This window comes from Thermogemmatispora tikiterensis (assembly GCF_003268475.1).
Classification (GTDB): domain Bacteria; phylum Chloroflexota; class Ktedonobacteria; order Ktedonobacterales; family Ktedonobacteraceae; genus Thermogemmatispora; species Thermogemmatispora tikiterensis.
Genome location: NZ_MCIF01000002.1, coordinates 4,443,008 through 4,462,565, shown reverse-complemented (window position 1 = coordinate 4,462,565; position 19,558 = coordinate 4,443,008). Strand labels below are relative to the sequence as shown.

The following is a 19,558-nucleotide window of genomic DNA, read 5'->3' as shown; positions in this document are numbered from 1 at the left end:
CCCAAGAGGATGGAAGAAAGGAGCGGAGGCGCCATGATCAATCTGTTGAGTTATCCCTTTATCCAAAATGCGTTTCTGGCCGGGACCTGCATCGCCATTGTGGCCGCTGTCACCGGCTACTTCCTGCTGCTGCGTGGCCTGACCTTTGCCGGCCATGCCCTGCCCAACATTGGTTTCGCGGGCGCCGCCGGCGCCGTCCTGCTCGGCCTCGACCCGCTCTTCGGCCTGCTGGCCTTCACCATCGGGGCCGCCGTTGGCATCGGACTCCTCGGGCGCAACCTGCGCGAGCGCGACCTGGCCATCGGCATCCTCATGACCTTCGCCCTCGCCCTGGGCCTGCTCTTCCTCTCCCTCTACAGCGGCTACGCCGAGCGCGTCTACAGCATCCTCTTCGGCACCATCCTTGGCATCAGCCGTCTCGACGTCCTGCTCAGTTTTGGCGTCAGCCTGCTGATCCTGATCAGCATCCTGCTCCTCTTTCGTCCCCTCCTCTTCAGCTCCTACGATCCCGAGGTGGCCGAGGCGCGCGGTGTCCCTGTGCGCCTGCTAGCTGTCGTCTTCCTCGTGCTGGTGGCCCTGACCATCGCCATCGCCGTTCAAATTGTCGGGGCCTTGCTTGTCTTCACCCTGCTGGTCGGGCCGGCGGCCACCGCCGGGCGACTGGCCCTGCGTCCGGGGGCGGTCATCCTGCTGGCCATAGCCCTGGGGCTGCTCTACACCTGGCTGGGCATCCTGCTGGCCGTCCTCAGCGGCACCATCCCGGTCAGCTTCTTCATCGCCTTCCTCTCCTTCATCGTTTATCTTCCCGCGCGCCTCATCGCCCCGCGCTGGCAGCGACGGCCACCGCAGCCAGGCGCGCTACCAGCCGCTGGCGCGGGCCTCTCACAGCAGGCCAGCGCGAGGTAAAGCCCTATCCCGATCGTCCAAGAGAGGAGCATCAGGAACATGAACATTGGCACGCTCTGGCAGCACGAATTTATCCAGAACGCCTTCCTGGCCGGCGGCTGTGTCGCCATCGCCGCCGCCCTGGTTGGCTATTTTGTGGTCCTGCGCGCCCAAACCTTCGCCGGTGAGGCCCTGACCGACATCGGCTTCACCGGAGCCACCGGGGCCGCCCTGCTTGGTCTCAGTCCCCTGCCCGGCATGCTCGTCCTCAGCCTGCTGGCGGCCTGCACCATCGGCCTGCTCGGCGAGCGTCTGCGCGGACGCGACATTGAGATCGGCATGGTGCTCTCCTTCGCCCTGGGCCTGGGCGTCCTCTTTCTCAGCCTCTACGCCGCCAGCAGCGCTAGCCATGCCAGCGCCGGCATTGGCATTCTCTTCGGCTCCATCCTCAGCGTCAGCCGTGGAGACGTCTGGCTGAGCCTGGCCTGTGCTCTTGGCTGCAGCCTGGCCCTGCTCATCCTCTACCGACCGCTGCTCTTCGCCTCTATCGATCCCGAGGTGGCCGCGGCGCGCGGCGTCCCCGTGCGCCTGCTCTCCGTCATTTTCCTGCTCCTCCTCGCGCTTGCCACGGCCATCTCCGTACTCGTCATCGGCGTCCTGCTCGTCTTTGCCCTCCTGGTCGCCCCAGCAGCCGCCGCCGCGCGCCTCAGTCCCTCGCCGGCCCGCGCGCTCCTGTTGGCCGTCCTGCTGGGCCTGGGCAGCACCTGGGGCGGACTGCTCATCGCCTTCCTGGGACCTGGGCAGCACCTGCCCGCCAGCTTTTGCATCGCCACTCTGGCCACGCTCTGCTACGCTGCTGCCACCCTCAGCGCCCACTGGCGCCAACGTCGCCCGCCACAGGTGCCGGCCCAGCCCGCTCATCCCTGCAAAGGGCGACGCACCGCCGCCTGACCCTGACTGACGCAGCAGATCAGCCAGTCAGCCAACCAGCCCGGCCCGGAAAGAAGAAAAGAGAAGAGAAGAAAGGAAGAGAAAAGAGCCATGCCAGATCGTCTCGTCTACAGCACCGACGGTGGACGAGTTACCCATTGTCCCGTCTGCCACCAGCCCTATCGCCATTGCCGCTGTGAGAGCGGAGGCAAGCTAGGCAAGCCAGCCTCGACCAGCGCCCCCGGAGGGGGAGGCATCCGTGTCAGCCGCGAGCGGGCCCAGCGCGGCGGCAAAACGGTCACCGTAATTCGCGGCCTGCCTATCAGCCAGGCCGAACTGGAGACGCTCGCCCGCAACCTCAAGCGTCTCTGTGGAGCGGGAGGCACCGTCAAAGAGGGTACCATCGAAATTCAGGGCGACCACTGCGATAAGATCCTGGCACACCTGCAGCAGCTCGGCTACCGCGCCAAACGGGCCGGCGGCTAAGCTCCCCCTGCCCCGCACGGGGAGAGCCTCCCCATCTCACGGCCTCTCGCTCCCCCGCCCGTGTCGCCAGCCAGTCAGTCAGCCAGTCAGCCAGCCAGTCAGCCAGTCAGAACCTGCGTCAAAAGACCAGGCAAGCAGACAAGCAGGCAGACAGGCAGCGCTTCACCCTTCCAGAGAGCAGCGTCTCTCTCTGAGCGAGTTCCGTTTTTGGGTACCCCTGAGAGAAAAAGAGAGTAAGCAAGGCGGCCTGCGCCAGGAGAGAGAGCCAGAGAGAACAGCAGAGAGCAGACAGTCAGGCCGCTGCGCCCAAGGACGCCAGAGCGCGCCATTGGCGAACGAGTATGCTGCAAAGAGGAAGGGGAAGCGCAACCATGAACATTCACGAACAGCTGGAGAGTTTGCTGGCTAACCTAGGAGTGACTATGGAACAGCAGCAACCGGAGCCTTACGAAGAGCCCGAAGGGGCGGAGAACGAGGTGCCCGAAGTCTCCATCTTCCAGGCATCGCGCGAGCACTATGGCGTCTTCTATCGCCTGGACATCATCGAGCACGAGCCGCAGCTGCGCATCACCATCCCCGTCGAATACGGGGCCTTGAAGATGGAAGTCTACCTGGTGCGCCTGAGCGAGCGAACGGGCATCAACACCTGGTTCCGCAGCCTCGCCAGCTACCGTGGCAGCGCTCCCTTTGAGCGCAATCGCGAGGCCAGCCTGCAGCACCTCCTCTATGCCGTAGCCGAGATCATGAAGCAACTCTTCTGGGCCGGCGACCTGGACCAGATGCGATTTCCACCGGAGATCGAGGTAATGCGCCTGGTCTAGCCTGCCTGGCCGCTCCCTGAAGGCGGGCAGTTCGCGCCCTGGTCAGAGCAGCGTAGCGCAGCGAGAGAGCGAGAGCCGTAGCCTGAGAGAGCAAAAAATCCCACTCGCCTGGCAACAAAGGCGGGATGAGTGGGATTTTTTGCTGTCTGCAACCATAAGAAGATGCCAGGCATATTGATCTATGGTACACTGGCAATATTCGAAAAGAGGTCAGCAAAGGTACACGCCATGATCGAGAACCTTGAGAGCCTTGGTCAGGAAGCGCTCGACTATCTCAACCAGAAAAACACCGCGCGTGAGCAAGCGCTGCCGCGTGCACGCACCTTGATCCGCTACTGTGCCAACAGCATTCGTGCGGCCCACCGGCGGGACTTCGCCGCTGCCGAGGAGCTACTTGCCAGGGCGGCGGAGCTGCTTGCCCAGATCGGGGCAGACTTGCGTGAGCAGCCAGATGTCTTCTACGCCGGCTTCGTGCAGGACGCCCAGAAAGAATATGCTGAGGCAGCGGCCTTTCTGGCCCTGGTCCAGGGGAGAGCCTTGCCCCACCCCCAGAGCCTTCATATCGATTGGGCGCCCTATCTCAATGGCCTGGGGGAGGCCGTCGGCGAGCTGCGGCGCTACGTCCTCGACCGCCTGCGCCACGGCTGGCTCGCCGAATGCGAGCAGCTCCTGCAGCACATGGACGACATCTACGCCCTGCTCATCACCATTGACTTCCCCGATGCCATCACCGGTGGCCTGCGCCGTACCACCGACACAGCACGGGCAATCCTGGAGAAGACGCGCGGCGACCTCACCGTCGCAGTGCGACAGGCGCAGCTTGAGGGAAAGATCAGCGAGCTGCTGACCGCGCTCAACGAGAAAGGCGCGGCGCCTTCGTGATGTGCCGATTGGCCGGCAGGTTGTATACTAACAGTGACGAAGGCGTTACCAGCTCAGTTTACAGGCTGCGTTCCAGCCTGTAGCAAGCAAGCAGAGATACCAGGAGCAGTCATCTTCTATAGCATCTTTGATCGTCTACTGTCTCTCTATCTTCTCAACATTATGAAGGGACCCAATGGTGCGCCGCCGGAGCCAGCGGCAAGTGCGCAGCGAAAGGGGGGCATATGTCGCAGCAAGAGCTTACGAACAAAGAGCAGCCTGCCAAAGAGTTAGAGATTGCAGAGCATAGCGATACTATCAGCAATGGCAAAGGGAAGAAACAAGGCGAGAGCGAAATCAAAGCCAGTTCGCAGATCGTGACTGCCGAGTCGGTGCAGGCGGAGGAAGTTCCAACCATTCCCCTGGGGTCGCTCCAGACCCTCAGCACCCTGCAGCCCGAGGTCTCGGTGCACTCGGTCGAAGCCAGTGAAGCGGTTAGCACGCCGACCCCGCTGGTGGCCCAGCCGGCGGAGTATCGGCGCAGCGTGAGCGAGTGGTCGCGCATCTGGTGGGAAGGCATGCGGCCACGCTATCTCATCCTAAGCGCCATGCCGTTCCTGCTGGGGAGCGTTCTTGCTCTGGTGCATATCCTCAGCCTACGCGGGCCTCTGGGGCTGGGGCAGTGGCACCCTCAGCGTTTTCTGGTGGGGCTGCTGGCCGTCGTGCTCCTGCAGCTTGGGGCCAATCTCATCAATGACTACTACGACTACCTGCGCGGGATTGACACCAGCAACACCCTGGGGCCGGGCAAGCTCATTCAGCAGGGCCTGATCAAGCCCACGCATGTCCTGGCCTTTGGCCTGGTCCTGCTGGCCGGCGGCTCGCTGCTGGGCCTGCTGCTCGCCCTTGCTGCCGGCTGGCCGCTGCTCCTCTTTGGACTGCTGGGGCTGCTGGCTGCCTACTTCTACAGCGCCACGCGGCGAGCGCTCTCCTCACTCATGCTCGGCTTGCCGGTTGCTTTCTGCGTCTACGGGCCGCTCATCACTGTGGGGGCCTACTACCTGCAGCAGGCCCAGCTGAGCGGGCAGGTACTGCTCTACAGCCTCATGCCGGGCCTGCTGGCTACCGCTTTCGTGCACGTCAATGACATGCGCGACGTTGAGGACGATGCCCAGGCCGGCAAGCGCACGCTGGCCAACACCCTGGGGCTGGGCCTCAACCGGGTCCTTTTTCTGGCCCTGCTGGGAGGCGCCTACCTTGTCCTGCTCATCATCGGTCTACCGCACAATGCGCCTCATCTCGCGCTCATCGCCCTCTGGACCCTGCCCACGCTGGTCGTCGTCGTGAGCGGCATCGTTCGCACCGATCTCGCCTCCGGCCTCCATCTTGTGCTGCGCGAGACGCTCAAGTTAGAGGCCTGGTTTATCGCCCTGCTCGTCGTGGGCCTGCTGCTCTCGGCGATCCTCCCCATTCTCCCCCAGGTGCCTTCCCTGGCCTTGCCCTGAGCCGACCCGCGGCGCCGGGTTCTACCCCGGGGGAACCCGGCGCCGACCCGCTCCCCTCTCCTTCTGTAGAGAAGAGCAGGCAGCCGTCGTCTTCACCAGCCCAGCCGTCCCATCGGCAATTGCCCTGTTCTACCGTCCCAGCCAGCGCGTCGTCATAACAATGGCCGGGCAGGAGGAGGAGCATCCTGCCAGCCGGGCCGGCGCAGCCAGGTAACCAGCGCGAAGAAGCACGCTCCTCCCAGGCACGGCACGCGAGTGTCTCAGCCCATTCGACCCATTTACAGGGATGGTACACTGTGCTACACTTTGGATGTGTCAAGGACGTCCTGGCGGTTATTTCAGAAGGAGGTATCACATGGCTGGCTGGGAACAAGAACTAGCCGAGCTACTGCGTGAGCTGGGGGTCACACTCGAAGGCGCAGCAGCAGACTCCCCTACTCACCTCCAGGCCAAACAACGTGCGAGCTACAGCGATGCCAGACAGGACGAAGAGGAGAGCAAGACCCTGCCGGTCCCCCCATGGGGCGACGATGCTCCCCCACCCGCCGACGAGGATGCCTGGTTAACAGAACTCCGTCTGATGCGCCGTGAAGTCGACTCGATTGTGGCCCAGGTAATCCGCCTGATGCAGAGCGGGGATCTTGATGCCTCCTTGAAGGAAGACGTCATGGTTGTGCTCCGGGCCTTACGCCGACGCGCCTCACCTGGTCCTCACGCCGCTCCCAGCGATGAGACCTATCTGGAGTTCGCCGCGGCAATGCTCCATTTCTGCCGCCTGGTCCTGCGCCTCAGCGAGACAGCCATCGAAGACTGACGACCAGGCTCAGCCCAAGAAAGCACGCGACCGCTTTGCCAGGCCGCCAACCCAGGCAGGGAACGAGGCCCACCCTCGAATGCAGACCTCCTCTCTCCGAGAGCTGACAAAGCGATCGCCACACCATCCTGTTTACTCGTTCACGGCCCGTCTCGCTGGCTGAAGAGGCTCAGCGCAGGCACCCGCTCGCCGATCGTTGCCATCCATCGGCGTTGGCAGCCCTCCGCTTCCCCCTGGCATCAGCGAGCACCGAGCAGGCAGCAGCCTGTCGCTGACTGCCCTGGAGTCCTGAATGCGGATGTGGATGGAACCAGAGTGATCGATAGCGCCACCCACCGCCACCAGCGCTGGAGGGAAAGAGAAGCCTCCTCCTCTACCCTTTGACCTGATGTAGAGCCGCCTTCCCCCCCTCCTGACCACCGGCTTTCTCCGCCGCCCCTATCGACCAGGCGCAAGCAGGCAGGTGGACAGACAGGCTGCACCCTGGCCGAGCCGAGCCGAGCCGAGTCGAGCCAGGGCGGGAGAGCCAGGCCGCCGCCTCCTGTCATCGCGCTACCCCTGGCGCAGAGAGGTGGGAGCAGATCCGGCTCAGGGAAGACGACGATACTGCTCTGGGAGATCCTCCTGCTCGAAGCCCTCATTAACCAGGCCGCGCCTGACCAGATAGCGCAGGAACTCCAGACGGCGCTGCTGGAGGAGGGTCGCCGGCGAAGAGTCGCTCGCCTCACTGGCCGCCGCGCTCTCCCCTGCCTCCGCTTGCGCGGCGGCCTCGCCAGACGAGAGGAGATCATTGTCCCGCATCCAGCGGATACGCTCGCTCAGAGAGCGGTTGGGATCAGCCAGAGAACCGGGGAAGCCTTGCGGGCTGCGATCGAGGAACGGCAACCCACCGGGGGCACCAGGCGGAGCTGTCAGCTTCGGCGGCAAGAAGAGATCGTGGCTTTCCAGAAGGAACGAGTAGCGAGAAGCAGGGCCGGCTTGCGAAGCCAGACCACTGGCCGGCGTCGCGGGAGAAGTGGAGGTGGGCGTCGCCGGAGAAGTAGACGGGGGCAGGCCCGGCAGAGGAGGTTGACGTGGCGCCAGTGCATGAGCGCCGGAGGCCCCACTCGCTTCCGCCTCCACCGACTGGGAGCGCCGCTTTCTTCCGGGCCACCATGCAAACAATCGAGCCAGCCATTGAGAGAGTGTTCGCGCGATCATGGGAGTGCCCTCTATTCATATCAGGGCGCTGGCCGCGCCCGGCTAACCAACCAGGAAAGACGCGCCTGATAGCTGCTGAGTTGCCCGCTAACCTTTTGAAAACGCACGAAAAATAAATGAAGCCCAAGAGACATAGTAGCATATCGCCATGAAGACGTCAAACCACCTTGCAATTTTCGCGCCCGCATGCCATAATCAAAAAGGCCAGGCGGCCAACAGGGCGGCCCTGGCCTGCAGATGGGAAGGCACGCCTGCCCATACGCAACGCACACACTCCGCTCCCGTGAGAGGGTCAGGCCAAGAGCGCAGAGCCAAGCCGACAGCTATGCGCCACATAGCCCTGGCCCACGCTGCTACCGGGTGATTGTGACCTTTGAAGCAGAAAGAAAGGCATGTGTCGGTCATGCAGGAAGACATCCTTGGGACCAGAAGGACTGCAATATCGGATACATATGTCAACTGCTCCAGGTGCAATAAGGCAACACGTCTGCGCTACGCGCGCATCATCCAGAGCGACGTCCTCTCAGAGAGCCATTCAGAATACGAATACCTCTGCCCGGAGTGTCAGAAGGCGCTGGCCAGCGGCGAAAAAGATCTTCCTCTGCTGTAGTCAGCCCGTGTAGCATCCACGGGGCTGGACGGAACGTCTTCGCTCCCCCAACTCCATCTACCTCGCCTGAGAGAGCGCCGCAGAGCAGATTGCAGGAAAGAAAAAAAGAAGAAGCAGAGGCCGGGCGGAAGGAAGACCCGGCCAGCAGCGCCCTACACCAGGGGAGGAGAGAAGGCAAGGGGAAGCGAGCGGGCAGGGCAGGGCAGGACAGGGTCTGAGCGGGAAGCCAGATCTTCCGGCTCTGGAACGAGGGCAGGCCAGTAAGACAAAGCAACAGGCCGGAGGGCAGGCGAGACTGAGCCAGACCCGTCAGGGTCCAGTCCAGTCCAGTCCGGTCCAGCCCAGCCGGAGCGGTGTGGTTTTGTCTGTCTGTTTGCCTGGCTTGCCTGTTGTGCCTGTCTGCCGGCCTGTGGCCGACCGTTCGTTCGTGTGGCTCGCTTTATCCTTCTAGCAGACCAGTTATCGACTCGTCAGCGACTCGCAAGCTCAGGGAGAGAGCACTCAAGCAAACCGGGAGTCAGCCAGGTATGGAGGGAGCCAGACCAGGGCAGGCGGCCAGATCGATCGACCAGATCGATCGACAGCCCGACAGCGTTCAGCAGGCCAGCGGTCATCAACGAAACGAGCAGGGAAGCTGCATGTAGGTCACGCCTCACGATCCGTTTGAGGAGAGTGAAACGAGGTAAGCCAGTATGCGGATGCGCTACCGCTCTGTGACCTATCGCTATATCGATGGGTCGGGGCAACAACTGCAACGCCACTATCGTCAGTTGTTGCAGGAAGTTCTCTGGCAGAGTCAGCAGGCGCTCCTCCAACACTCGGAGGTCTGGCGTCCTCCCGCCGATATACGCGAATCGGCGGAGCAGGTCGTCGTGAAGATAGAGCTTGCAGGCATGTCAGAGGATGAGATCAATGTCACACTCTACGAAGACGCGCTGGTAGTCAGCGGCGAGCGGCGAGATGACAATGAGGACCGCGAGAACCTCTACTATCAGGAGGCGCAGATCCGCTATGGACCTTTTCGCGTTGAGGTCTTCATTCCCTCGCCCATCGATCGCGAGGCAGTGACGGCACGCTACGAAAACGGCTTTCTCTGGGTCACGTTGCCCAAGCTGCCCGCGACCCGCAGCGAGCCTCAGCGCGTCCAGGTTCGGCAGAGTGCCACGGAGAAGTAGCTATTAGCGAATGAACCGAACGAACTACTGACTGAGAAAGGTTTATGGAAAAGGATCAGAAGAAGCGCGGGCTTATGCCTGAGCAGGCGGTCGGAGAAGAAGAAGAGGAAGAACAGGTTCAGGGGAAACGAGATGAAGAGGAGACTCAGGCGAAAAGTGCTCCTGCGCGGCGGCGCCCGGCGCGTGGCGGGCGAGCGGCCACCGCTAGCTCACCCTCAACACGTCAGAAGCCGCGGCGGCGTCAGCGGCGCGCGGTCGATGAGGATCCCGAACCGTCCCGAGAAGAACGCTCCCACCATCACCATCATCACTACTCCGAGGAGCGGGAGGAAGACGACGAGGAACGGTTCTCGATCCCCGAAATCCTGCCGGTCCTTCCCCTCAAAGATGTCGTGGTCTATCCTTTCGCCATGCAGCCGCTGGCGGTTGGTCAGGAGCGCTCGATTCGCCTGATCAATGATATCATGCCAGGCAATCGCCTGGTCGTGCTGGTAGCCCAGCGCTCGGCGGAGATCGAGCAGGCCGGGCCGGACGACATCTTTAAGATCGGTACGGTCTCGCGCGTGGAACGCATGATTCGCATGCCCGATGGCACGATCCATATCATTGTCAAAGGGCTGGAGCGTGTGACCATCGGCGAGTTCGTTCAGGAAAAGCCCTACCTGAAGGCGCGCGTGACCCTGCGACCTGACATCCAGGAGAGCGACACCGAGACCGAAGCCATCAAGCGCAACGTGGTGAGCTATTTCCAGCGCATGGTCGCTCTGGTCCAGAATGTGCCAGAGGCCGCAGCTGCCGCTAACCTCAACCTGGAGGAGCCGCGCCAGGTAGTCTACCTGATCGCGACCTTCGTCCAGATGGACCTGCAGCTGCGCCAGAAGCTGCTGGAGCTTGACTCGGTGCGCGCAAAGCTCAAGGAACTCAGCAGCTTCCTGGCCCACGAGCTGGAGATCTTCGAACTGGGCCGCAAGATCCAGAGCCGCGCCCAGGAAGAAATGAACAAGATGCAGCGCGAGTACCTCCTGCGTGAGCAGCTGAAGGCTATCCAGCGTGAACTGGGCGAGGAGAGCGAAGAGCAGGCTACGATCAACGAGCTGCGCGCCAAAATCGAAGAGGCCAGGATGCCCGAGGAGGTCCTCAAGGAGGCCAACCGCGAGCTGTCGCGCCTGGAGAAGCTGCCCACGGTCTCGCCTGAGTACAGCATTATCCGTACCTACCTTGAGCTACTGGTCAGCCTCCCCTGGAGCAAGAGCACCGGTCAAACGATCGATGTCCAGAAGGCGCGTCAGGTTCTCGATGAGGACCACTACGACCTGGAGAAGATCAAGGAGCGCATTCTGGAATACCTGGCTGTGCGCCGCCTGAAGGAGGAGCGCATGGCCGAGCGGGCCAGGCGCGAGGAGGAGGCCGCCGAGGCCGCGGCAGAGGGAGAGGCCGATAAGCGCCGCCCGACGCAGCCGTTGCACTCGGACGAGGCCAATCGCCAGCTCAACCGCGAGCCGATCCTCTGCTTCGTTGGCCCACCGGGCGTCGGTAAGACCTCGCTGGGCCAGTCGATCGCTCGGGCTCTGGGGCGTAAGTTCGCGCGCATGTCCCTGGGCGGCATCCGTGACGAGGCCGAGATCCGCGGCCATCGCCGCACCTATATCGGGGCCATGCCCGGGCGCATCATCCAGACCCTGCGGCGCGTCGAAACCAACGATCCTGTGATTATGCTCGACGAGGTCGATAAGGTCGGGGCCGACTGGCGCGGCGACCCTTCTTCCGCTCTGTTGGAGGTGCTTGACCCGGAGCAGAACTACAACTTCCGCGATAACTACCTGGACCTGCCTTTCGATCTGTCGAAGGTCTTCTTCATCGCGACAGCGAACTCTCTGGAGCCAATCCCGGCGCCGCTGCGGGACCGCATGGAGATTCTGGAGCTTTCGGGCTACACCGAGGAACAGAAGATGCACATCGCCCGCAACTATCTGCTGCCGAAGCAGATCGCGGCCAACGGGCTGCGCCCGGATGAGCTGATCGTCGACGATGAGGTGATCCGTCACATTATTCGTGGCTACACGCGCGAGGCGGGCGTGCGCAATCTGGAGCGCGAGATCGGTACGCTTTGCCGCAAGGCAGCGCGCCAGATTGCCGAGGGGCGCCAGGCGCCGATCCATATCACAACGGAGCAGCTGACCGAGTACCTGGGGCGCTGGCGCTTCTTCGAGGAGGCCGCCGAGCGCATCGATCGCCCCGGCATCGCCACTGGCCTGAGCTGGACCCCCGTCGGCGGCGAGATCATCTTTGTTGAGGCGGCGGTCATGCCCAGCAAGGAGAGTCAGCTGATCCTGACGGGACAGCTGGGCGACGTGATGAAGGAGTCGGCTATGGCGGCTCTCAGTTACGTGCGCTCGAACGCCGCCGCCCTGGGTCTCCCGCCGAATGTTTTCGAAAACCAGACCGTGCACATTCACGTTCCCGCGGGAGCTATCCCCAAGGATGGACCGTCGGCGGGCGTGACGATGGTGACCGTGCTGGTCTCCCTGGCCAGCGGGCGTAAGGTGCGCTCCGATGTGGCCATGACGGGCGAGATTACCCTGCGCGGGCGCGTCATGCCCATCGGCGGCGTCAAGGAGAAGGTGCTGGCCGCCTACCGCTCCGGCATCCATACGGTGATTCTGCCGCGCAAGAACGAGCAGGACCTGCTGGAGGACCTGCCGCGCGAGCTGCGCGAGCAGATGGAGTTCGTCTTCGTCGATGATATCAAGCAGGTGCTGGATACAGCCCTGGAGGGCGGCCTGCCCTCCCCCCGCTCTGAGAGTGCCGCCGGCGAGGGAGATCAGGACCGCAGCCAGGACCAGACTGGCCCACAAGCGGCGGCGGAGGCGGTCGTCCGCGCCAGCTGAGTGTTTTCGCTGTCAAATGGAGCCAGGGACGGCTGCGATGGGACTGGGGGAGGAAGGTCTTCCTTCCCTGGCTCCTTCTGGACACTCCCCATCGCAGCCGCTCTGTCTTCTCCTTCCTTCTTGCCTCGCCTCGCCTTGCCTCGCCTCGCCTCACCCCAATCCCGGCCTGGGCTTCTCTCCTCTGCCAGGTCGCTCGCTTCCCTCCCTCTTCCCAGGGGCGTCGGCCTGGCCGGCAGGCCGCCCGCCCGCACCTGGCTGGTCAGCGCTACCAACGGAGCTGCTCCTTCAGGCTCACATAGCGCTGCTTGCCAATCACCAGATGATCGATTAGCTCGGTATCAAGGAGGTGCCCGGCGGCCACCAGCTGCTCGGTAACGGCGATGTCCTCCGGCGAAGGCGTCGGGTCTCCACTCGGGTGATTGTGGCAAATGAGAATACTCGGACAATTGCGCAGGATGGCAGGCCGAAAAACTTCGGCTGCACGCAGAACCGAGCTGTTGACCGTCCCTTTGTAACGCTTCTCGATGGCCACCACCTGATTCTTGGTATCCAGCAGCAGAATCCACATTTCCTCATGCTCCAGATAGGCCATCTCCATCATGACCAGGCGCGCCGCATCAGCCGGCGAGGTGATGCGATAGCGAGCCTCCGGCTGCTCTAGCTGCAAACGTCGACCCAGCTCCAGCGCCGCCTTGAGCTGGGCCGCCTTAGCAGCGCCCAGCCTATGCTCACGGCAGAGCTTGGCCAGATCTGCCCCCATGAGGCCGCCAAGCCCACCGTACAGCACCAGGAGTTTCGCCGCCAGCTCCACAACATTGTTGCGCCTCGTCCCAGTGCGCAGCACGATGGCTAACAGCTCGGCAGTCGAGAGAGCCTGCGGCCCGTAGGACAGCAGACGCTCGCGCGGGCGTTCGCTGCTGGGCATATCATGAATAGTAATATGGTACGCTATTCGCTCGCCACTTTTCTCCTCTTTGAAGCGCCTTTTCTCCATCAGTTTTTGCGACCAGGGTCCTTTCTCAATCTGTTGACAAAGCTATAAGAATAAAAAGGCTTATCTATGATAGATGATTCTATTTACCCAGACAATAGCCATATTTGGAAGCAGGCGGTATTTGAGATGCAACATCTGGCTGCTTGCTTACTACGAATGGAAAGGCGACAACTGGCATGCTGACTGGGATGATGTTCCCCCTCCTGATCTGGAGAGTGACGATGATGGGCGATCGACGAAAGGATCACTGTTTTTCTTGAGCCTGTTGATTGAGCTGCTCGGCCTTGCAGGAGTAGCCTATCTGGGTGGTTATTCCTTCCCTGGCTCCGATCCTTCTTGCTTCTGGGGGTTCATTCTTTTGCTGCTTTGCGGCTCCCTGGGAGCGGTAGTGATAGATAGAGCAGCGGAATGAATAGGGGCCGCTAAGACCAGTGCCGCTCTGTTCCCCGACTGGCGCGGAGCGAGCGGAGCGGCTCAGGGGAGGCGCTCCAGGCGTGCATAATCCAGGCTCAGACGCTTCTTGCCATGCTTCCCCTGAAACTGCACCTCGACAAACTCAGAGCCGCTTTCCAGCTCACTCTTGAGCACAATGCCCTGACCAAAGAGATGGTGCAGCACGCGATCGCCGGGCTGGAAGCGCGGGGCTGCTGGTGTCGACGAGACGTCGGCGGATGACGGGGCGAAGGTCGTGTCGGCAGGCACGGAGCGGCGCGGGCGGGAAGCAGCGCCGCCATAGACCCGGCGAGAGCCATAGTCTTCGTGGTCGTGATCATAGCTCTCGTAGCGGCCTCCCCGCTCCCAGGTTGAAGACTGGCGCAGCGACCCAGAGCCGGGACTGGAGGCAAAGAGATCGGGAGGGATATCCGCCAGAAAGCGCGACGGCTCCGTATAGACCACATCGCCGAAATACGAGCGGCGGCGGGCGCGCACCAGATAGAGACGACGCATAGCGCGCGTGAAACCGACATAGGCCAGGCGACGCTCTTCCTCCAGCTGCTCGGGCGCATCGATGGAGCGCCCATGTGGGAGAATGCCCTCGTCGAGACCTACAATGAAGACCACCGGAAACTCCAGACCCTTGGCCGCATGCAAGGTAATCAGCGTCACGGCATCCTGATCCTCTTCGTGGAGGAGGGTGCCCTCTTCGCCTGTCTGAGCCACGTCGGCCCCGCCGACCAGAGCCACATTCTCTAGAAACAGCTCCAGGGCCAGCGAAGTTTCAATCTCAGCGTAATCCTCAGCCACGCGACGCAGTTCCAGGATGTTACTCCAGCGCTCCTCCCCCTCGGGAGAGGCACGCAGCTCGGGACCATAGCCCGTGCGCTCCGCTACACGGTCCAGCAGCTCTGGCAGGCGCAGCTCGGCCACCGAGGCGCGTAGCTCTTCCAGGAGCTGAGCAAACTGCTGGAGGGCGTTTTTGGCGGCGCGCCCCAGAGTGGGATGCTCCTCGCTGCGCTGCAGGGCATCGTAGAGCGAATGCTGCTCCTCGCGCGCCCAGCGCTGCAGCTCGCCCAGCGACTTCGGACCGATCTTCCGGTTGGGGACATTGATGATGCGCTGCAGGCTCAGGTCGTCGTGGGGATTGAGCAGCAGGCGCAGGTAGGCCAGCATGTCCTTGACTTCTTTGCGCTCGTAGAACTTGCGGCTACCGATGACTTTATAAGGAATATTGGCCCGCAAGAATTGCTCTTCGAGAGCACGTGACTGGGCATTGGTACGATACATCACGGCAATCTCGCCGCGATGAGCCACCTCGCCGCGCGCCAGCAGCTTCAGAATCTCATCGGCCACGTATAGCCCCTCGGCCTCGTCGTTATAAGCCTCATGGTAGATCAACTTCTCACCCTGGCCGAGAGCGGTCCACAGGCGCTTCTCCTTGCGGGCCGTGTTGCGCCGGACGACGCACTGAGCGGCATCGAGAATGTGCTGCGTCGAGCGATAGTTTTGCTCAAGCAGGATGATACGGGCCTCGGGGAAATCGCGCTCGAAGGCCTGGACGTTTTCGGCACTGGCGCCGCGCCAGCTATAGATCATCTGGTCGTCATCGCCAACCACGCAGACATTGCCGCTGCCGCCGGGCCGCTCGTAGCTGCCCCGCCCCAGCAGGCGGATCAGCTTATACTGCGGCACATTGCAGTCCTGGAACTCGTCGACATGGATATACTGCCAGCGCTGTTGGTAACGCTCCAGGACCTCGGATTCTGTACGCCAGAGCTGCTCGGTGAGCATCAGCAGATCATCGAAATCGACGCTATTGTTGGCGCGCAGCAGCTGCTGATAGCGACGATAGACCCGCGCAGCGACCTCTTCGGTATAGCGGCGAGCCTGCTCGGCCATCTGGTACGGGGAGAGCATAGCGTTCTTGGCGCGCGAGATCAAGGCATGGATCAGCGAGACGCGATACTGCTTCTCATCGAGATCGAGGTCGCGCAGGGCCTGCTTGATGAGGGCGGCCTGGTCATCAGTATCGAGGATGACAAAGGAGCGCGTCAGGCCGAGCGGGGCCAGTAGATCCGCCTCGGCGCGCAGCACACGGGCGCAGATAGCGTGGAAGGTGCCAATATACATCTCGCGGGCCTCGTTCAGACCCACCAGCTTTTCCAGACGCTCCTGCATCTCGCGCGCGGCCTTATTGGTAAAGGTCACGGCCAGAATATGCCAGGGCCGCACGCCACGGCAGCGCACCAGATAGGCGATGCGATGGGTGATGACGCGCGTCTTGCCGCTGCCGGGACCCGCCAGGATCAGCAGCGGCCCCTCGGTAGTAGTGACGGCCTCCCGCTGCGGTCCGTTGAGGCCGGCCAATAGCTCCTGTTCCAGGTCTGTATGCTCAGGCATCAGTATGGTCCAGCTCTGTCGTGCAGATGAGTTTGCCGTGATCGACGGGCACGGATTGTGAGCGCCTTGGCCACACTTCACGAGCGCCACGACTGGCACCCGCCCGGCCCAGTGAATATCAGCGCATCGGGCTTTTATTGTAGCGCATTCTGCCCGGCGGTACAAGCATAGCCAGAACCCCTGTGACTTCTGGCCCTGGCCTCCGCCTCACCCCTTGCTCCCCTGGCTGCAAGCCGGTGCTTGATCCTGGCCCTGACCACCATGCAAGCCACTATCAATATACTCGCGAGAGCCTGAGACCGTAGCGTGAGCCATCAGATCAGGTCAGGGCCGGCCCCTCTCAGAGGAGGCGCAACGCCTCTGGACAGAGACCGACTCCTCGCTCCTCCTCGCGGCAAGACCACAACGGGCCAGGTGACTGGTTGACAGAGGAAGCCCTGCCTTGAGGGCGGGAAACGTCATTGAATAGTGGCGTCCAGGATCAAGGAGAAGGTACCGTCAACCCCACAGGAAACCAGGCGCAAGGCCCCACGTAGACCTTCCACCCTGTCACAGAGAGAGGTCGTGGAGCTGGAGACCTTCTGAAGAGTCTCTGAGACCCGGCAGCTGGCAGCCTCAACGGTCAGGGTCCGCATGGTCCGCTGCTGATCCTGCCGGAGCAGTCTATCCTGGTCGACGTAGACCAGGGTCGCCGCCTGGCATTGCTGGTAGGCATGCAGGAAACAGCTCCCGGCACGCATGGCCTGCCCGGTTTCTGAGGCGTTCTTGCTCAAGGCCTGCGTACTCGTGACAGTACCACAAGCAAGCGACGATGTTGGACTCCGCGGCGGCTGCCCACATGCCGAGATCAAGATGCAGATAAGCGCTAACGCAAGTAAGAGCGTGAAGGGGCCAAACGCCGGGCTGTCGGCGACCCCTGTCGCCGGGAATGGGCGATCTTGCTGCTGCATAAAAGCACCTCCTTTCGTGCTGGTGCCTCGTAGCTGCACGAGCCACGAGAGCATCATGGACCAGGCTTGTTCCAGCTTCCTCGACCTCAACATTTTTACCAGCCTGGAGGCGCGACGGGGAAGGCTCTAAGCCGGAAACAGCCTCATCGCTCCTCCGCGTTAGCCCACTGGTGAGCCCTTGTCGGTCGTTAGCTGGCGGCCTTCGTTATATAGAGACCGATCTAGCTCGCGATGAGTTCCCCAATGATCCTTCCAGCTGCGTCCGCAGGGGTGCACGCTCCTCACACTTTGCCCCTTGACAGCTTCCAGAAACTGTATTATCAATATATTTGATAGTAAAAATATTAGTCAGTAAAAAGGAAGGGAGCGAGTCGAGTCATGGCCAGCGAACGCCTGGTAGAAGATCTGCTGGCCTTGTGGCGGCTGCTGAGGCGCAGCACTCACCCGGTCAGGCGGGCAGAGATGACGCCGGAGCAGTACTGGCTGCTCAAAAACCTGAGCCGGCGGGGGAGCTGTAGCGTCGGCGAGCTGGCGACCGCCCTCGGACTGAGCGGTAGCTCTGTGACCAGCGCCTGTAAGCGGCTGGAGAAGGCGGGCCTTGTGCGGCGGGTGCGTCAGGGCGATGGCGGCGACGAGCGAGTGGTGCTGGTTGAGCTGACGGCGCGCGGTATTGAGCAGGTAGCGGCCTGGCAACGAGAACGGCGCGCGGTGCTCTCGCGTATGCTGGAGCCGTTAACCCCTGCAGAGCAGGATGAGCTACAGCGACTCATTGAGCGTGTGCTGGAGGCAGCCGAGGCCGCAGGGGACGGGGCCGAAGGCAGGCACGACGAAGAACCCGGGCAAGAACAAGACAACCCTGGTCAAGCTCAGGTTCCCAACGAGCAGGAGAGCGGGGGCCGCGGCTCCAGTCCGCTGGCCACTGCCACCCCTGCAGGAGAGGGAGGTCAGGCCGAATGAGGCCAATGATTGAAGTCGAAGATCTTGTCAAGCGTTTCGGCGATAAAGTCGCCGTTGATCACATCACGTTCTCTATTCAGGAGGGCGAAGCCTTTGGCCTGCTTGGCCCCAATGGGGCCGGCAAGACTACAACTATTCGCATGCTCATCACATTGATTCCGCCGACCAGCGGCCAGATGCGCATCGCGGGACTGGACGTCCAACGCCATAAGATGGTCATTCGGCGGCTGCTGGGGTATGTCTCGCAGTCGCTGTCGGCGGACAGCACGCTGACCGGCTATGAGAATTTGCTGGTGGTGGCCAAGTTACTGGGTTTTCCACGCCAGGAGCGTGAGCGGCGCATCTGGGAGGTGCTGGAGCTGCTCAATCTGCGCGACGCGGCCCACAGCCTGGTGCGCACCTACTCGGGCGGCATGGTCCGGCGCCTGGAGATCGGTCAGGCCATTCTCCATCGCCCACGTATTCTGATCCTGGACGAGCCGACCATCGGTCTTGATCCGACGGCGCGACGCTCGGTCTGGGAGGCATTGGAGCTGCTGCGCAATCAGGAGCAGATCACCCTGCTGGTGACTACCCACTATATGGAGGAGGCGGATGCCTACTGCCAGCGCGTGGCCATTATGGATCAGGGGCGCATTGCGGCGATCGGTGAGCCGGCGGCTTTGAAGGCCAGCCTGAATCGGCCCGGTGCTACGCTTGAGGACGTGTTTACGTCAGTGACAGGCAATACTCTGGAATCGGGAGGCAGTTATCGTGAAGTCAGACAGTTACGTCGGCGCGCTCAGCGTTTCGGATAAACCCCAGCGAGAAGGAGCCGCCCTGGAGGCATTGCTGCGCCCGCCCTCGCCCTGGGAGATGGTCGTCACCTATATACGGTGCGTGCTGGTTGTGGCAGAGATCGAGCTGCGCAAGCTGCGTCACGATCCGACGGAATTGCTGACGCGCGCCGTGCAGCCAGCCCTGTGGCTGGTGATCTTCGGAGAAGCCTTCTCGCGCTTGCGCGCTATCCCTACTGGCTCGGTGAGCTACTTGACCTTTATGACACCGGGCATTCTGGCACAGTCGTTGATGTTCGTCTCGATCTTTTACGGGCTGAGCATCATCTGGGAGCGCGATGCGGGTATCCTGCAAAAGTTTCTGGTCTTGCCGGTGCCGCGCGCTAGCTTTGTGACCGGCAAGGGACTGGGAGCCGCTGTGCGCTCGCTCAGCCAGGCAGTCATCATCTTCCTGCTGGCTCTGTTGCTGGGCGTCCACCTGCAGTGGAGCCTGATCGGCGTCATCGGCAGCCTGTTGGCGGTCCTGATCGCCGCCAGCTTCTTTTCGACGCTGTCGATGTTGATCGCCATTCTGGTGAAGACGCGCGAGCGCTTCATGGGCATCGGCCAGGTTTTGACAATGCCGCTCTTTTTCGCCAGCAATGCCATTTATCCGTTGGCCATCATGCCCGACTGGCTGCGGGTTCTGGCGCAGATTAATCCTCTGAGCTATACTGTGGACTTGTTGCGCGGCTTCTTGGTGGTGGGCGCGGTTCCCGATGCCCTGCTGGATTGGGGCGTGTTGCTGTTGGCGGTGATTGTGGCACAGGCGCTGGCAGCTTCAACCTATCAATCGATTGTGCTCTAAGGGCGCCTTTTCCCTCTTGCG

General features: G+C 62.3%; 17 protein-coding genes. 13 read left to right on the top strand and 4 right to left on the bottom strand.

All coding sequences use genetic code 11. The annotated features are described in order from the left end of the window. Window positions 1–33: 33 nt before the first annotated feature. The 7 genes from A4R35_RS17920 (at window position 34) to A4R35_RS17885 (ending at window position 6,302) form a co-directional block, all read left to right on the top strand. Window positions 34–906: a metal ABC transporter permease gene (locus A4R35_RS17920; RefSeq protein ID WP_223258388.1), complete on the top strand. Its 873-nt coding sequence runs from the start codon at window positions 34–36 to the stop codon at window positions 904–906. 39 nt (window positions 907–945) lie between these two features. Beyond that, window positions 946–1,836, top strand: coding sequence for a metal ABC transporter permease (locus A4R35_RS17915; RefSeq protein ID WP_112431729.1), 891 nt, complete (start codon window positions 946–948; stop codon window positions 1,834–1,836). A gap of 90 nt (window positions 1,837–1,926) precedes the next feature. Beyond that, window positions 1,927–2,301, top strand: coding sequence for a translation initiation factor (locus A4R35_RS17910; protein WP_112431727.1), 375 nt, complete (start codon window positions 1,927–1,929; stop codon window positions 2,299–2,301). 371 nt (window positions 2,302–2,672) lie between these two features. Then, on the top strand, window positions 2,673–3,122 hold the full coding sequence (locus A4R35_RS17900; protein WP_112431723.1) for a hypothetical protein: 450 nt from the start codon (window positions 2,673–2,675) through the stop codon (window positions 3,120–3,122). A gap of 228 nt (window positions 3,123–3,350) precedes the next feature. Next, window positions 3,351–4,004: a translin family protein gene (locus A4R35_RS17895; protein ID WP_112431721.1), complete on the top strand. Its 654-nt coding sequence runs from the start codon at window positions 3,351–3,353 to the stop codon at window positions 4,002–4,004. A gap of 224 nt (window positions 4,005–4,228) precedes the next feature. Then, window positions 4,229–5,488 carry a 1,4-dihydroxy-2-naphthoate octaprenyltransferase gene (gene menA, locus A4R35_RS17890; protein WP_112431719.1) on the top strand — a complete coding sequence of 420 codons (1,260 nt, stop codon included), beginning with the start codon at window positions 4,229–4,231 and terminating at the stop codon, window positions 5,486–5,488. Between the two features lie 355 nt (window positions 5,489–5,843). Further along, window positions 5,844–6,302 (top strand): hypothetical protein, encoded by a 459-nt coding sequence (locus A4R35_RS17885; protein WP_112431717.1) that lies wholly within the window; start codon window positions 5,844–5,846, stop codon window positions 6,300–6,302. 588 nt (window positions 6,303–6,890) lie between these two features. On the opposite strand, the gene A4R35_RS17880 is transcribed toward A4R35_RS17885, so the two are convergent. Beyond that, window positions 6,891–7,502 carry a hypothetical protein gene (locus A4R35_RS17880; RefSeq protein ID WP_146747256.1) on the bottom strand — a complete coding sequence of 204 codons (612 nt, stop codon included), beginning with the start codon at window positions 7,500–7,502 and terminating at the stop codon, window positions 6,891–6,893. A gap of 1,302 nt (window positions 7,503–8,804) precedes the next feature. Here A4R35_RS17880 and A4R35_RS17870 point away from each other — a divergent pair. Both A4R35_RS17870 and lon read left to right on the top strand, forming a co-directional pair. Further along, complete coding sequence (locus A4R35_RS17870; protein WP_112431713.1) at window positions 8,805–9,287, top strand: Hsp20/alpha crystallin family protein; 483 nt, start codon at window positions 8,805–8,807, stop codon at window positions 9,285–9,287. Window positions 9,288–9,361: 74 nt separating this feature from the next. Next, window positions 9,362–12,175, top strand: coding sequence for an endopeptidase La (gene lon, locus A4R35_RS17865; protein WP_223258387.1), 2,814 nt, complete (start codon window positions 9,362–9,364; stop codon window positions 12,173–12,175). Window positions 12,176–12,440: 265 nt separating this feature from the next. Here the strand turns inward: lon and radC are convergent, their stop codons facing one another. Then, a complete protein-coding gene (radC, locus tag A4R35_RS17860; protein WP_112431711.1) occupies window positions 12,441–13,169 on the bottom strand; it encodes a RadC family protein in 729 nt (242 codons plus the stop codon). 73 nt (window positions 13,170–13,242) lie between these two features. Here radC and A4R35_RS17855 point away from each other — a divergent pair, with 73 nt between their 5' ends. Then, on the top strand, window positions 13,243–13,581 hold the full coding sequence (locus A4R35_RS17855) for a hypothetical protein (RefSeq protein ID WP_146747255.1): 339 nt from the start codon (window positions 13,243–13,245) through the stop codon (window positions 13,579–13,581). A 62-nt stretch (window positions 13,582–13,643) separates the two neighbouring features. Here A4R35_RS17855 and A4R35_RS17850 read toward each other — a convergent pair whose 3' ends face one another. Beyond that, entirely contained in the window at window positions 13,644–16,007 is a 2,364-nt protein-coding gene (locus A4R35_RS17850; RefSeq protein WP_189361991.1) for an ATP-dependent helicase, read from the bottom strand. A gap of 458 nt (window positions 16,008–16,465) precedes the next feature. Next, window positions 16,466–16,957: a hypothetical protein gene (locus tag A4R35_RS17845; protein ID WP_112431707.1), complete on the bottom strand. Its 492-nt coding sequence runs from the start codon at window positions 16,955–16,957 to the stop codon at window positions 16,466–16,468. Between the two features lie 378 nt (window positions 16,958–17,335). Here A4R35_RS17845 and A4R35_RS17840 point away from each other — a divergent pair, with 378 nt between their 5' ends. The 3 genes from A4R35_RS17840 to A4R35_RS17830 are packed head-to-tail and all read left to right on the top strand — an operon-like array spanning window position 17,336 to window position 19,537. Further along, window positions 17,336–17,914 (top strand): MarR family winged helix-turn-helix transcriptional regulator, encoded by a 579-nt coding sequence (locus tag A4R35_RS17840; protein ID WP_112431705.1) that lies wholly within the window; start codon window positions 17,336–17,338, stop codon window positions 17,912–17,914. Beyond that, complete coding sequence (locus tag A4R35_RS17835; protein ID WP_112431702.1) at window positions 17,911–18,711, top strand: ABC transporter ATP-binding protein; 801 nt, start codon at window positions 17,911–17,913, stop codon at window positions 18,709–18,711. The genes A4R35_RS17840 and A4R35_RS17835 overlap by 4 nt, the downstream gene beginning before the upstream one ends. A gap of 58 nt (window positions 18,712–18,769) precedes the next feature. Next, on the top strand, window positions 18,770–19,537 hold the full coding sequence (locus tag A4R35_RS17830) for an ABC transporter permease (RefSeq protein WP_112434302.1): 768 nt from the start codon (window positions 18,770–18,772) through the stop codon (window positions 19,535–19,537). Window positions 19,538–19,558 lie beyond the last annotated feature (21 nt).